The organism is Polyangiaceae bacterium (assembly GCA_020633205.1).
Taxonomy (GTDB): Bacteria; Myxococcota_A; Polyangia; order Polyangiales; family Polyangiaceae; genus JAHBVY01.
Genome location: JACKEB010000012.1, coordinates 572,208 through 585,604, shown reverse-complemented (window position 1 = coordinate 585,604; position 13,397 = coordinate 572,208). Strand labels below are relative to the sequence as shown.

Sequence of the window (13,397 nt, the reverse complement as noted above, 5' to 3'; positions counted from 1 at the left end):
CAGGAGATCCGAACATGTCTCAAGCAGTGATTGTCGCCGCAACGCGCAGCCCGATTGGTCGAGCCTTCAAGGGCTCCTTGGTCTCCTGCCGCCCGGATGACTTGCTGGCCACAATCCTCAATGCGGTGCTCGAGCAGGTGCCCGCGCTGCCCCGTGAGAGCGTCGAAGACGTGATCGTCGGCTGCGGCCAACCAGCGGGCGAAGCAGGCTACAACGTCGCACGCGTGGCGAGCGTGCTTGCCGGCTTGAACGCCCCGGGCGTCACGGTGAACCGCTACTGCTCCTCATCCCTCCAGACCATCCGCATGGCGGCCCACGCCATCGCCGCAGGCGAAGGCGACGTGTTCATCGCTGGCGGTGTCGAGACGGTGAGCCGATTCGGCGTTGGCAAGGCCGACGGCATGGAGAACAGCATCAACTCCAAGTTCAACGATGCGATGGCTCGCACGAATCTGCGCAGCCAAGGTGGACAGCCGAGCTGGGCCCCCGGAGAAGGCCTGCCCGACATCTACATCGCAATGGGTCAGACGGCGGAGAACGTCGCCGAAGCCGAGAATGTTTCCCGCGCGGAAATGGATGAGTTCGCCGCGATGAGCCAACAGCGCGCCGTGGCTCATGTGGAGAAGGGCCACTTCGACGCAGAGATCACGCCAATCACGCTCGAAGGCGGCCAAACGGTGAGCAAAGACGACGGCCCGCGCGCTGGCACCACCGTGGAGAAGCTCGCGGGACTCCAACCCGTCTTTCGCCCTGACGGCCGCATCACCGCCGGCAATGCCTGCCCGCTAAACGACGGCGCGGCAGCGGTGGTGGTGATGAGCGACACGCGCGCGAAGGAGCTGGGAATCAAGCCACTCGCGCGCATCGTGTCGAGCGGAGTGAGCAGCCTGAACCCGGAGATCATGGGTCTTGGCCCCATCGAAGCGAGCCGCCAGGCGCTCGAGCGTGCGGGCATGACGATGGATCAGATCGACCTGGTGGAGATCAACGAGGCGTTCGCGGCGCAAGTCATCCCATCGGCCAAGCAGCTCGGGATCCCTTGGGAGAAGCTAAACGTCGCGGGCGGCGCCATCGCGCTGGGGCACCCCTTTGGCATGACCGGCGCCCGCATCATGGCGACGCTGCTGAACAACCTGAAGGCCCATGACAAGCGCTTTGGGCTCGAGACGATGTGCGTCGGTGGCGGCCAAGGCATGGCCATGATCGTCGAACGCCTGTAGCGCGCTTCCAGTGTTCCTCCCTGAGGATCCACCGTAGAGTGGGGCCATGCGCCTCGGCTACGTCTTCGGTTACTCCTCGTCCAACGTTCACATCAACATCGAGCTGATTCAGGAGGCTGAACGCCTCGGCTATCACTCGGTGTGGAGCGCCGAGGCGTGGGGTAGCGATGCCGTCACTCCCCTCGCCTGGATCGCCGCTCAGACCAAGACGATCAAGCTTGGCACCGGCATCATGCAGATGCCCGGGCGGAGCCCGGCGAACACGGCGATGACCGCGATGACCATGGACGCGCTGTCCGGCGGTCGCTTCCTGCTCGGACTCGGCACCTCAGGGCCCCAGGTCGTCGAGGGCTGGCATGGGGTGCCGTACCACAAGCCGCTGACGTGGACGCGGGAGTACGTGGAGATCGTGCGCAAGATCCTCGAGCGCAAAGAGCCCCTCACCTACGACGGGCAGATCTATCAGCTGCCTTACAAGGGCGCGGGCTCGATGGGCCTCGGCAAGCCGCTCAAGAGTATTCTGCACGGAAACCCGAACATCCCGATCTACCTCGGCTCGATGGCGCCGAAGGCCCAGGCTCAAGCCGGCGAGATTGCTGATGGCTTGCTGATGACGTGCTTGCATCCAGGCCGCTTCGAGGTCGTGGAGGAGAACCTGCAGAAGGGCTTCGACAAGGCCGGCAACGGCAAGGGCCTCGACAACTTCGATGTGGCCCCGGCTGTCGCCTGCATCGTCGGAGACGATCTCGACGCCTGCCGCATGCCCCTGAAGATGACCCTCGCGCTGTACGTCGGCGGCATGGGCGCCAAGAACAAGAACTTCTACAACGAGTACGTGTCTCGGGTTGGCTTCGAGGCCGAAGCCAAGCAGATCCAAGACCTGTACCTCGCCGGCAAGCGCAACGAGGCGATCTTGGCGGTGACCGACGAGATGGTGGACACCTTCAACCTGGTTGGGCCGAAGGAGCGCATCAAGGAACGCTTCCAGATTTGGAAGGAGTCCAAGATCGGCACCATGATGGTCGGCACACAGCAACCCGAAGCGCTGCGGCTGCTCGCGGAGCTGAACTCCTAGTCAGCGCTGGCTGCGCGACGGCTCGCTGGAGCATCGCGCAGCGCGGCTGAGTTCATTGCAAGGTGCTCAGGGCAGTCCGGTGACGCGGATCCCGGCGTGGCCCTTGTAGACCTTGTTGATGTGCAGCAAGACCGGCGTCAGCGACTCGAGCGCGACGGCGTTCTTGAGCGGGCCGGCGTCGATCCCCTTCACTCCCAGATCTTTCAGCAGGCCGAGCACGGTCTGCAGCGCCTCCGGGTGATCGCTCACCGCCAGCACATCGCACTCGATGGCGTGGTCCGGCTCACTCAGGTGCACCGAGCTGACGTGGTGCAGCGTGGCCACGACGCGTGAATCCGCGAGGATCTGCTGCGCCTGCTGCGCGGCGCTGGTGGTCTCCGGCAGGTTCACCTCTCGCACCTTCGGCGGCTTGAGCGGAACCGTGATATCGATCACGATCTTGCCTGCCAGCGAAGCCTTCAGCGCCTCCAGGGTCTCCTTGTGACCGCTGAACGGGATGCTGAGCAGGACGACCTCGGCTTCGCTGCAGACGGTTGCGTTGTCACTGCCACTCAGCGTCGCTTCCGCCGTGGACAGCTCCGCCGCCTTCTCCGCCGCGCGAGCCGCATCGCGGGAGCCGATAGCTACCTCATGGCCAGCTTTCGCCCAACGCAGCGCGATCCCGCGTCCTTCTTTGCCCGTCCCGCCAACGATTCCGATCTTCATGCTCTCTCCTCGTGTGCTCGGGTTATGAGGCGCACACCCGGCCGCCGCCAGCTATAGCGGATACGTCTCAGGGGCACCAACCGGGGCGCGCCCTGAGCGGGGGGATTTGGCGCCGAAGCACGGGCCTTGCATCACTCCTCCCCCCAAACCCACTCAGGGCCGATCCACTGCCAGCGGTTGCTGTTTGAAGGTGGCAGCGCTAGGAGCGCTGACGGTGTTGCCAAGCGGTCGACTCGAGCTGATTGCCCTCTCCGGGCTGCCCATCGTCTCTCCAGGGGACGACCTCGCGAGCCTGATTGCTCGGGCCCTCGACCGGAACGGCGTCGAGCTCCTGCCGAGTGACGTGGTGGTGGTGACGTCGAAGCTGGTGTCTCGCGCCGAAGATCGCTTTGTCGACCTGTCGCGCATCAGCCCGAGCCCCGAGGGGCGCGCCATCGCTCGCCAGGTGGACAAGGATCCGCGCTTGGTCACGCTCGTGCTCCGCGAGTCGACGCAGATCAGCCGCAAGGCGAAGGGCGTGCTGATCGTCAGGCACCGCCTGGGCTTCGTCTCGGCAAACGCGGGTATCGATCAGAGTAACTCTGCACCGGCGATCGCCGAGGAAGACAGCGGGCCCTGGGTGCTGCTCTTGCCTGAGTCGCCGGACGCGTCCGCTGCGCGCATCCGCGAGGGGCTCGCCGCCACCACGGGTGTGAAGCCAGCTGTGATCCTCAGCGACTCCTTCGGCCGGCCTTTCCGCGCGGGAACAGTAGGCGTAGCGATTGGCATCGCTGGGATTGCTGCCCTCAACGACCAGCGTGGGGAGCTCGACCTGTTCGGGCGCACCCTCGAGCACACCATTACGGCCCAGGCCGATCAAATCGCCGCAGCGGCGGACTTCGTGGCGGGGCAAGCCGCGGAGAGCCGTCCGGTGGTCATCGTGCGCGGGCTCGAGCTGCCTCTCGACGAAGACTCCAGCGCTCGCGATCTGGTCCGCCCCGCTGAACAGGACCTCTACCTGTGACTGAACCTATGCGTGACTCGCGCTTCGTTTACCTCTCCGGAGGCGTCGGCGGCGCGCGCCTCGCACGGGGCTTGTGCGACGTACTGCCGCCCAGCAACTTGTCCTTGGTGGTCAACACAGGAGACGACTTCCTGCACTGGGGGCTGTTCATCTCTCCCGACCTCGACACGGTGATGTACTCGGTGTCGGGCGTTGGGCACGAGGCCCGAGGCTGGGGACTCGAGGAAGAGACGTTTCACGCCGTTTCCGCGATGGATCGCCTGGAGGAACATTTCCCCCAGGAAGCGACTACGTGGTTTCAGCTGGGTGATCGCGATCTGGCGACACACCTGGTGCGGACCCAGGCGCTAGCGAGCGGCGCGCCCCTGACCCGTGTCACCGCCAAGCTCTTCGAGAGCTTCGGCGTGCGGCACCAGGTGCTGCCCATGAGCGACCAGCCCCAGCCGACGTTCATCCACACCCGAGCGAATGACGGCGAGCCCGCCCAGCGACTCACCTTCCAGGACTGGCTCGTGCGCCGTCGCGCGAAGGACCCCGTCGCAAAGGTCGAGCTCGGTGGCTCTGGAGAAGCGACGCCCGAGGTGCTGCGCGCCATCGAGCAGGCTGACTGCGTGCTCATCGCGCCGTCGAATCCGTACGTCTCCATCGATCCAATCTTGCGTTTGTCGGGGGTGAGGGAGCGCATCGAGAAGAAGCCGTGCCTCGCCGTCAGCCCGATCATCGGCGGACGAGCGGTCAAAGGCCCCTTGGCGGAGATGTTGAGCGACCTCGAGGGTCTCACGCCGAGCCCCCACGCGGTGATGCTCCACTATGCCGGCCTGGTAAACGGCTGCGTAGTGGAAGCGAGCGACCTCGAGCAGCAACCCCGCTGCGACGTCTCTTGGTTCCCCGGGGCAACACTCATGGGGACGCGAGCAGACTCGCGGCGCCTGGCCGAGTGTGTCGTGAAGTGTGCCCAGGAGCTGTTGGAGGAGCGATGAGGCTGTGGGCCATCGTCCCAGTCAAAGACTTCGACGCCGCCAAGAGTCGCCTCGGGCCGACCCTCGACTCTGAAAAACGGGCCGATTTCGCCAAGCGGCTGTTTGACCACGTCACCGCGCAGCTAGCGCAGCACCCAGAGGTCGAGCGTGTTTTGATCGTGAGCAACTCGGAAGCCGTGCGTAGCCACGCGGTGGGCCGCGGCTGCCTCACTCTGGAAGATCCAGCAGCGGGCTCGACCCTGGCGGAGGTGGTCGATAGTGCCTTGGGGTACGCTGCGGCCCACGGCGCGAGTCATGGTCTGGTGCTCATGGGCGACCTCCCTCGGCTCAGCCAGCGTTCGTTGAGTCTGCTAACGGGAGCCCTCGCAGAGCACCCCCAGGTGATCGCTCCCGATCAGCACGGCGTCGCAACCAACGCACTCGGCCTCCGCCTGCCTGCTCCGGCAGGCACGGCATTCGGCAGCGGCAAGAGCCTGGAGCTGCACCGACAGCGTTTCCCTGCGGCACTTTTGATCGAGGACGCAGAGCTGGCTTTCGACGTGGACGATCCTCAAGACTTCGCCGCGTTGCCACCGCCGCTCAGTGAACCGGTAGCGAGCGAGGCTTGATCGCGTCGCGCTCGACCGGCTCGAAGCGGAAGCGTGGATCCGCTGTGAGCTCCGCGTAGGAACCAAAGCGCGGATCGTCGTCGCTCACTGAGTCGAGAGCCTCGACGGGGTCCAAGGCCGCGTCGGCGGTGAAGCGCTGACGCTCGACGTACAGCGTGCTGCGCTCCACAGGAGTGCGGCCCGCTTCGCGGATCAGACGCCTTAGCTCACTCGGGTTCACGCGCTGACCGTGAGCCGCCCCGGCAGAGGTCGAGATGCTCTCGTTGATCAGCGTGCCACCCAGGTCGTTCGCGCCGGCGGAGAGCAACAGCTGCGCCTGGCGCAGGCCCTCCTTCACCCAGGAGGCCTGAAGGTTCGGGATGTCCGCGCCGAGCATCAGCCGCGAGATGGCGAAGAGCCGCATCACCTCGTGCCCCGTCGGACCCGGGCGACACCCGGGGAGCATGCCCTTCTTGTACATGGGCGACTCCTGATGCACGAAGGACAGCGGCACGAACTCCGTGAAGCCTCCGCTCCGCCGCTGGAGGGCACGCAACAGCTCGAGGTGCCGCACGCGCTCTTCGTCGCTCTCCACGTGGCCGTACATCAGCGTGGAGGTCGTCGGGATCCCGAGCTCGTGAGCGGTGGTGATGACGGAGATCCACTCTTCGGTGGTGATACGCCCGCCAGCCAGGCGCTTGCGTACTCCGTCGTCCAGCACCTCGGCGCTGGTGCCTGGTAGCGAGCCCAGGCCGACCGCCTTCAGTTCCGTAAGGTACTCTCGAATGGTCAGCCCGCTGCGCTCACAGCCGTACTTGACCTCCTCAGGGCTGAAGGCATGCACGTGGATGTCGGGCACCGCTTCCTTAACCGTGCGGCAAAGCTCGATATAGAAGCGCCCGTCGAGCCCAGGTGCGAGACCCGCTTGCAAGCAGACCTCCGTCGCCCCCAAAGAGTGCGCTTCACGCACCCGCTGCACGATCTCTTCGCGCGGCAAGAAGTAGCCTTGCTCGGAGCGGTTGGTTCGCGAAAAAGCGCAGAACTTACAAGCCTTTACGCAGACATTTGTAAAGTTGAGGTTGCGGTTTACGACGTAGCTCACCGCGTCCCCGACCTGAGCTTCACGCAGCGCGTCCGCGGTCTGCACCAAGGCGTGGAAATCGCGCCCGTTTGCGCCGCACAAGACCACCGCGTCGGCGACGGAGAGCTCGTGGCCCGCCAAGCTGCGCTCGAGGATGTCGGCGATGGCTGGCGTGATACTAGACAGCGGCGTTTTCATACGGAACCAACCAAGGGTTGTGACACAGGGGGCGCGACGCGAGCGCTTGCGCTAGGCGCAAGCTCAGCAGCGGAACTCACCCGCGCGAGGCGTTCTGCTGCCCGCGCGACGCTTGCTCGGAGTTCGGGGGAGAGGAACCCCGTACGCGCAACGAAGTCCGGATAGATCGGCAATCGGGGCCTGAGCTCGAACCCCGCCTCCCGGCACTCCGCTTCCAAGTCGATCAGGTGCGGCCACGGATGGATCGGGTTGATGTAGTCCGGCGTCACGGGGCTGATGCCACCGAAGTCGTTGATGCCCGCATCGATAAGTAATCGCGTGGCGTGTGGGTTCAGATTCGGTGGCGCCTGGACACTCACCTCTTCCGGGAGGATCAGCCGGGCGAGCGCGACACAGCGCGCGACCTGGACGTCGTCAGGCTCCGGGGCATCCCGCATGGGGATCTTCGGGCGCGCCCGGAAGTTCTGCACGATGACTTCTTGGATGTGACCGTGACGCGCATGCAAGTCGGCGATGGCCAGCAAGCTGTCGACGATCTCGTCGTTGGTCTCCCCGATGCCGAGCAGGATCCCCGTCGTGAACGGGATCCGCAGCTCGCCCGCCGCCTCGAGCATCGCCATGCGCTTCGCTGGGTGCTTGTCCGGCGCGTTGCGATGCACTCCCCCCGCCTCACACAAGCGGGGGCTGATGTTCTCGAGCATCAACCCCAGGCTCACGTTGGTGTGCTTGAGGTGCCGCATCTCCTCAGCGCTCAAGATCCCGGCGTTGGTGTGCGGGAGCAGGTCGCGCTCCAGCGCCCGCTCGCTGGACCACGCGATGTAGTCGACGGTTGAGTCATGGCCCCACGAGGCGAGCAGCGCGCCGTACTCCGGATACGCCGTCTCCGGCGTATCCCCGAGGCAAAACAACGCCTCGACGCAGCCTTGAGCCTGGGCGCGGTCGAGCCAGCTGAGCGTGGTCTCGTGAGTAAACGTCTCCGCGCCCTTCTGCCCCCAGGACTTACGGAAGGAGCAGTAGTCACAACGATTGCGACACAGGTTCGTCAGCGGCAGAAACACCTTCGGAGAGAAGGTCAGGCGCTTGCCCGGGAAGGCGCTGTCCCGGCGCTCCCGTGCCGCGGCGAGCAGCTCCTGGAATGCGCTTCCATCGGCGCTCATCCACGCTTTGGCGGCAGCCCCGGAGAGCGGCTTCTGAGCGCTGATTTCCAAACCTTCCGCCATGAGCGCGGAATCATGGCGCTCGCCAGGTGACTTGTAAACCGGGGTCTAACGCAACGCGTGGATGCGTCCAGTGGGCCTCGTGGCAACACCTGTAGCCCTGGTGTAGCCTCTTGGCACCCGTGGCCGCCGCAACAACGTTCAACACCTCGAACCAGACGCTGCGAAAGCTGATGGGCAACGGTCTGGTCTATCGCGTTCCGCCCTTTCAGCGGGACTACTCCTGGACGGAGGAGGAGTGGGACGACCTATGGCAAGACATCGTCGGACTTCTCGCGCCCGACGGTGAGTCAGCTCACTACATGGGCTACCTCGTTCTTCAAACGAGGGACGAGCGGAACTTCGATGTGATCGATGGCCAGCAGCGCCTCACCACGCTGAGCGTGCTCATCCTGGCCGTGCTGAAAAATCTCCACGCGCTGGTCGAGAACAAGGTCGATGAGCACGACAACACGAGGAGAATCGAAGAGCTCCGGAAGACGTACATCGGTTTTCTGGACCCGGTCACACTACTCACTCAGGCAAAGCTCACTCTAAACCGGCACAACGACAGCCTGTACCGCACCTACCTCGTTCCTCTTTCCCAAGTGCCCCGGCGGGGACTGAACCCTTCAGAGAAGCTCTTGCGAAATTGCTTCCTTTGGTTCGAGGAGCGGGTGCGCAGGCAGCTCGACTCCAGCTCGGACGGGGCAGACTATGCTCGCCTTGTAGACACGATCGCGGATCGCCTCTTTTTCACGGTCATCTCGGTCGCCGATGAACTCAACGCCTTCAAGGTCTTCGAGACTTTGAACGCCCGAGGTGTTCGTCTCTCGTCTACGGACCTGTTGAAGAACTACTTGTTCTCGGTGGTTCATGCGGCGGGGGGGCACGAGCGGGAGATGCGCGAACTCGATGAGAAATGGGAAGCTATCCTCGGCAAGCTCGGCAGCGAGAGCGTCCAGGATTTCCTCCGGGTATTCTGGAACAGCCAACGACCCTTCGTCCGTCAGTCCGAGCTGTTCAAGGTAATCCGCGCAGAAATTAACGATCGGGCGCACGTCTTTGATTTCCTGCGTGAACTCGACCGTGACGCGGACACGTACGCTGCACTCTATGATCCCCACGACCCTAGTTGGACGTTGGATCAACAGAAGTACCTGTCACAACTCCACTTGTTTGGAGTGCGTCAGCAGTGGTCGTTGCTGCTCGCTGCCCGCCGCGTCTTCGATGACGCAGGTTTCACTCAGCTTCTCAGGGCATGCGTCGTGGTCGCGCTCCGGTACAACGTGATCGCGCATTTGGCGCCGGGAGAACAAGAGAAGGTCTACAACGAAATCGCCCGCTTCATCGCAACCGGGAGCATTCAGAGCCCCCGAGAGGCGATACGTGCGTTGAAGCCCATCTACCTCAACGATTCCCAGTTCCGCAGTGCGTTCGAAGAGAAGGCCCTACGGACCACCTCGGGTCGGAACAATCGAGTGGTTAGGTACATCCTGTTCGAAATGGAGCGTCACGTTTCGAACCACGGGTATGACCCTGAGGAGACCAAGTACAACATCGAGCATATCCTCCCGGAACACCCCGAAGATGGCTGGGACGGCTTCACAGACGATCAGGCGGACCGCTGTCGGTACCGGCTTGGCAACATGACTCTGCTGAACGCCACCAAGAATCGCAAGCTCGGCACCGCAGGGTTCGCCGTCAAGCGCGAGGTGTTCGCGCAGAGCGAGTTCGGACTCACCAAGCGCGTCAGTGAGTACGAAGACTGGACCGAGCAAACGCTCGCCCAGCATCAGAAGTGGCTTGCCAAGCAAGCCACTTCTATCTGGCGCATCGCCGAGCTGTCCTAGTTCACTCGCAGGCGCAGACCTGGGTGCGGCCCGTCTCAGTGCCGATGAAGCTGAGCTCTGTGGTGGCGTTGTCCGTGTTTGGGACGCTGACCTTCGGCATGGTGAAAGCGCTGACGCCGTTGGTGAAGGTGAACGAGTTGAGGGGTTGGTCCTTAGTCTCGTCTACGTCCCGTGGGTTGGCCAGATTGCAAAGCGCCCCCCCGGTGCAGGTGATAGCGCCTTTGGTGTGATAGTTCCTCATTGGGGTCGTGAACGCCAAGGTGTCGGAGGAGAGTGAGCCCTCGGCAGTACCGCATTGGCTGCCCGTTGGGCGCGCATCCACGGCGAGATCGGTATGAACGGAGATTCCGGTGGAGTTGACGACGAAATCCTGAGTCGCGGTGTAGGAGACAACTTGAGCTGCGCCAACCCCTGGATTGCCGTCCACATCCGCAAATCGGATCACCATCGTCGCTGGTCCCCAATGATCATCCGCTTCGTAAGGCAACGCCACCACGTTAACCTGGTCGCCCGCCCCGCTGAAGGTGCCAGATATCTCAAAGATAGATCCCGTCAAATCGTAGGTCACTTCCCAGGCCGTTGCCCCGGGGCAATTACCCGTGTTGCCGGTCCCGCCGTTACCCGCGTTTCCGCTGCCGCCAGCCGCGCTTCCGCCAGTGCCGCCGTTCGCGCCAGAGCCAGCGGCGCCCCCGTTGGTCGAAGTGCCCGCTGTGCCACCGTCGCCGGCCGTACCACCGCTTCCAGCCGTCGCTCCGCTGCCGCCATTGCCGGTGTTGCCACTGCCGCCGGAGCCGCCACTGCTACTCTCGCTGCCGGAGTCACTTCCGCAACCCACCGTCACGCAGCTCACCGCACCAACCAAGAACGCAAAACGCAACCAAGCCCTGTTCATCGTGTCCACCTTTCCCACGTGGAAACGAGACGCGCACCTCGCCAGCGCCTTTGAAAACCCAGCGCGCCTCACCTGGGTTCACCGCTGCCTGACCGCACAAAGTGAAACATGTTTCAGTGCGTTACGTAAGGCGCCCTTCACGTACCCTTGGACTTAGTCGCCGACGCAGCGCGGCAATGCTCGCATTACCATGCGGATTGGAGCGTCGATCCAACCCCAGCGCTCGAGCCAAGCCGCAAACGCCACAACTCAGCTGACAGCGCGTGCCACCACCAGCCGTGGTGGCGCCAGAAGAACGACCAGCGCTCGCGTACCACGCTCTCTCAGTCGTGAATGCGAGGTGCGGGCACGGCGCCGCGCACGTTCCGTGCTCACTCTCCGAGGCTGCCACCGCGATTCGGCGTGCTGCGGATGGGTGCACAGCTTCCATCCAGCTTGCCGGAGCCGCAGATCGGCTTGCTGAAAATCAGGCGCACGGGGTGCTTCTCCTCGCGGCTCGCCACGACGAGGTGTCGCTCTCCCCCCTGCCCCTCGAACGTTGGCCAGAACTGGTGGTACGTCATCTCGCCGCGGAATGTGTTGCCCGCCCCCTTGAAGTCGATGCTGACGGACTGCGCGATGCAGGCTTCGGCGACCTCGAGCGGAGCCACCTGGCATCCGCACTGCTTCGGCTCGATGTAGCAACGATCTTGGCAGCTAAAGCAGCCAAAAGGTCGCTGATCCGTGAGGTAGCCTTCGAAATGGAGGCCCCGGCCCTCATCCCAGATCACACCCCGCGCGGCGATCAGGTTGCCGCGCCCGATTTCAAGCAGTGTCCGCCCCTCTGAGTCTTTTTCCACCAGGCAATCTCGCAGCTTGTAACCTTGACCCACGCTGCATTGGTAGAGGCCCGGCTTGAGCTTGGTGGGGCGCGCTGGTTCGTTCATCGCGGCAGGCATCGGGCGAGTCATGCGATCGATGCGTAGCAGGCGCTCACGGCGCCCCTCGGGGGTGTCCTCATCGGCATTCGGCTGCGGCGCGTCGGTCGCCACGACAGCGGCAGGTGGTTCCGGCGGGGTCCCTTCCGCGTCGCTGGCTACGGGCTCGCCCGAGGGCGGCTCAGACAACGGCGGCGCTGCGGGGGCAACGGGTGACACTGGTTGCTGGGCAGGTTCCTGGCTGGCGCAGGCTGTCACGAGTGTCAGCACCAGCGCCCCGCGGCACACCTTCACCCAAGCTCCCCACGTCGCCATGGCCCAAACTCTAGCGAGTTTGTCGGTTCGCGCTGGCACAAACCGCTGGCCCAAAACTTGCTCCCGCCTTGGATAGACCAGTCTTGGTAGACCGAAGTCAAAGGGACACGACGATGCAAGGACACCTCTCACGCCTACTCCGCGCCGCCGCTTGGGGCAGCAGCTTGGCCGTGCTCGCGGGCTGCGGCGGCAACACCGACACTGGCGGCGGTTCCGGGGGCTCGGCAGGCAATAGCTCGGGCGGCAGCAGCGGCTCCGGCGGGCAAGTCGACGCCGGGATGGACGCGCGAGCTGACAGCGGCTTCGACGCCGGGAACCTCCAGCCTTACCCCACGGAACTGACGTGCTTCGGCCCCGAATACGACGGCGGCTACTACGGTCAGTGTTGCGAGCAGGTGGTGTGCGGCACGCCGAGCGCTGGCACCTGCCCTGACCCGGCCGACGTCACCTATACCGAGTTCCCGGGGCTGCCCCCCGGCTCGGGCAGCTGCGAGTGCGGTGAACGCTCAGGGCCGCACGCGCCCCGTGAGGCGGGCGAAGGCGCCTGCTGCTATGTTGTCGGAGGCATCGCCTGCGAAGGTCGCCCGCTCCTGGTCGACGGCACGGCCCGCCACGCGCCGGTGGTTTCGCGTCGCGATTGGTCCTGGGTTTGAAGCACGAGCTCGCCCTCGATTGCTTCCGAGCGGCGCTGACTAACCTCAACCCGAACGCGCTCTCGAGCACCCTTCGCCACCGCCTCGCGGAGCTGTGGCTCGAGCGAGCGCGAAACGAGCATGCGTCCGTCGCCTCGTTCGATCGCTTCTGCCTGGGCCTCTTGGCGGTGGGGGCGCCGCCGGACCTGCTCGAGAGTGCGCATCACGCCGCCCTGGACGAAGTGCTCCACGCCAAGCTCTGCTTCGCCATCGCGAGCCAATACGCCGCTGAACCACTCGGCCCAGGTCCACTGCCAATCGGAGGCGCGCTGGATGGCGACTTGAGCCTCACGAGCCTCGCAGTCAGCACGGCGCTTGAAGGCTGCCTCGGCGAGACACTCTCCGCCATTGAAGCCGACCGCTGCGCCGAGCTTGCAGAGCCGCCTGCTATCCGTATCGCCATGGAAATCATCGCCAAGGACGAGGCGGGCCACGCTGAGCTCGCCTGGGCGTTCCTGCGTTACGCCTGCGAATTTGGGGGTGAGGACACACTGCAAGCAGTGCGCGAGTCATTCGGGCCTGCGCTGCACGCGAGCGCCGCCGCGGCGACGAAGTACGCCTGCTCCGACCCGGACGTGAACGGCTATGGCTTCCTGGATGCTGACGAGGCCCGCCGGGTGCGCGAGCAGGCACTCACCGAAGTGCTGATCCCTGCGGCAAAAGCGCTCGAGCTAGGCTAACAG

13 protein-coding genes are annotated in these 13,397 nt (G+C 64.6%); 8 read left to right on the top strand and 5 right to left on the bottom strand.

The annotated features are described in order from the left end of the window. The first annotated feature begins 14 nt into the window (after positions 1-14). Together H6718_14605 and H6718_14600 are read left to right on the top strand one after the other, a co-directional pair. Complete coding sequence (locus H6718_14605; protein MCB9586628.1) at positions 15-1,220, top strand: acetyl-CoA C-acetyltransferase; 1,206 nt, start codon at positions 15-17, stop codon at positions 1,218-1,220. Positions 1,221-1,266: 46 nt separating this feature from the next. Next, positions 1,267-2,295 carry an LLM class F420-dependent oxidoreductase gene (locus tag H6718_14600; protein ID MCB9586627.1) on the top strand — a complete coding sequence of 343 codons (1,029 nt, stop codon included), beginning with the start codon at positions 1,267-1,269 and terminating at the stop codon, positions 2,293-2,295. Positions 2,296-2,361: 66 nt separating this feature from the next. On the opposite strand, the gene npdG is transcribed toward H6718_14600, so the two are convergent. Beyond that, a complete protein-coding gene (npdG, locus tag H6718_14595; protein ID MCB9586626.1) occupies positions 2,362-3,000 on the bottom strand; it encodes an NADPH-dependent F420 reductase in 639 nt (212 codons plus the stop codon). 208 nt (positions 3,001-3,208) lie between these two features. Here npdG and cofE point away from each other — a divergent pair, with 208 nt between their 5' ends. The 3 genes from cofE to cofC are packed head-to-tail and all read left to right on the top strand — an operon-like array spanning position 3,209 to position 5,591. Continuing rightward, positions 3,209-4,003, top strand: a complete 795-nt coding sequence (gene cofE, locus H6718_14590; protein MCB9586625.1) for a coenzyme F420-0:L-glutamate ligase — start codon at positions 3,209-3,211, stop codon at positions 4,001-4,003. Continuing rightward, positions 4,000-4,983, top strand: coding sequence for a 2-phospho-L-lactate transferase (gene cofD / locus H6718_14585; GenBank protein ID MCB9586624.1), 984 nt, complete (start codon positions 4,000-4,002; stop codon positions 4,981-4,983). The genes cofE and cofD overlap by 4 nt, the downstream gene beginning before the upstream one ends. Then, a complete protein-coding gene (cofC, locus tag H6718_14580) occupies positions 4,980-5,591 on the top strand; it encodes a 2-phospho-L-lactate guanylyltransferase (protein MCB9586623.1) in 612 nt (203 codons plus the stop codon). The genes cofD and cofC overlap by 4 nt, the downstream gene beginning before the upstream one ends. Here the strand turns inward: cofC and cofH are convergent. Together cofH and cofG are read right to left on the bottom strand one after the other, a co-directional pair. After that, on the bottom strand, positions 5,563-6,849 hold the full coding sequence (gene cofH / locus H6718_14575) for a 5-amino-6-(D-ribitylamino)uracil--L-tyrosine 4-hydroxyphenyl transferase CofH (GenBank protein ID MCB9586622.1): 1,287 nt from the start codon (positions 6,847-6,849) through the stop codon (positions 5,563-5,565). The two genes, cofC and cofH, sit on opposite strands and share 29 nt — an antisense overlap. Continuing rightward, positions 6,846-8,069, bottom strand: a complete 1,224-nt coding sequence (gene cofG / locus H6718_14570) for a 7,8-didemethyl-8-hydroxy-5-deazariboflavin synthase subunit CofG (GenBank protein MCB9586621.1) — start codon at positions 8,067-8,069, stop codon at positions 6,846-6,848. Before cofG ends, cofH begins: the two co-directional genes overlap by 4 nt. Positions 8,070-8,239: 170 nt before the next feature. Between cofG and H6718_14565 the strand changes: the two genes are divergently transcribed. Further along, positions 8,240-9,898 (top strand): DUF262 domain-containing protein, encoded by a 1,659-nt coding sequence (locus tag H6718_14565; protein ID MCB9586620.1) that lies wholly within the window; start codon positions 8,240-8,242, stop codon positions 9,896-9,898. A 1-nt stretch (position 9,899) separates the two neighbouring features. On the opposite strand, the gene H6718_14560 is transcribed toward H6718_14565, so the two are convergent. Beyond that, a complete protein-coding gene (locus H6718_14560; GenBank protein ID MCB9586619.1) occupies positions 9,900-10,790 on the bottom strand; it encodes a hypothetical protein in 891 nt (296 codons plus the stop codon). 371 nt (positions 10,791-11,161) lie between these two features. Next, positions 11,162-12,022, bottom strand: a complete 861-nt coding sequence (locus H6718_14555) for a hypothetical protein (protein ID MCB9586618.1) — start codon at positions 12,020-12,022, stop codon at positions 11,162-11,164. Positions 12,023-12,135: 113 nt separating this feature from the next. Here H6718_14555 and H6718_14550 point away from each other — a divergent pair, with 113 nt between their 5' ends. Beyond that, positions 12,136-12,675, top strand: coding sequence for a hypothetical protein (locus tag H6718_14550; GenBank protein MCB9586617.1), 540 nt, complete (start codon positions 12,136-12,138; stop codon positions 12,673-12,675). Beyond that, positions 12,672-13,394: a hypothetical protein gene (locus H6718_14545; protein ID MCB9586616.1), complete on the top strand. Its 723-nt coding sequence runs from the start codon at positions 12,672-12,674 to the stop codon at positions 13,392-13,394. Before H6718_14550 ends, H6718_14545 begins: the two co-directional genes overlap by 4 nt. Positions 13,395-13,397: the final 3 nt, after the last annotated feature.

What these genes read in the sequence shown, in the direction of transcription:
- H6718_14605 (MCB9586628.1), top strand. Translation starts at nt 15, where the DNA reads ATGTCTCAAGCAGTGATTGTCGCCGCAACGCGCAGCCCGATTGGTCGA.
- H6718_14600 (MCB9586627.1), top strand. Translation starts at nt 1,267, where the DNA reads ATGCGCCTCGGCTACGTCTTCGGTTACTCCTCGTCCAACGTTCACATC.
- npdG (MCB9586626.1), bottom strand. Translation starts at nt 3,000, where the DNA reads ATGAAGATCGGAATCGTTGGCGGGACGGGCAAAGAAGGACGCGGGATC.
- cofC (MCB9586623.1), top strand. Translation starts at nt 4,980, where the DNA reads ATGAGGCTGTGGGCCATCGTCCCAGTCAAAGACTTCGACGCCGCCAAG.
- cofH (MCB9586622.1), bottom strand. Translation starts at nt 6,849, where the DNA reads ATGAAAACGCCGCTGTCTAGTATCACGCCAGCCATCGCCGACATCCTC.
- cofG (MCB9586621.1), bottom strand. Translation starts at nt 8,069, where the DNA reads ATGGCGGAAGGTTTGGAAATCAGCGCTCAGAAGCCGCTCTCCGGGGCT.
- H6718_14565 (MCB9586620.1), top strand. Translation starts at nt 8,240, where the DNA reads ATGGGCAACGGTCTGGTCTATCGCGTTCCGCCCTTTCAGCGGGACTAC.
- H6718_14560 (MCB9586619.1), bottom strand. Translation starts at nt 10,790, where the DNA reads ATGAACAGGGCTTGGTTGCGTTTTGCGTTCTTGGTTGGTGCGGTGAGC.
- H6718_14555 (MCB9586618.1), bottom strand. Translation starts at nt 12,022, where the DNA reads ATGGCGACGTGGGGAGCTTGGGTGAAGGTGTGCCGCGGGGCGCTGGTG.
- H6718_14550 (MCB9586617.1), top strand. Translation starts at nt 12,136, where the DNA reads ATGCAAGGACACCTCTCACGCCTACTCCGCGCCGCCGCTTGGGGCAGC.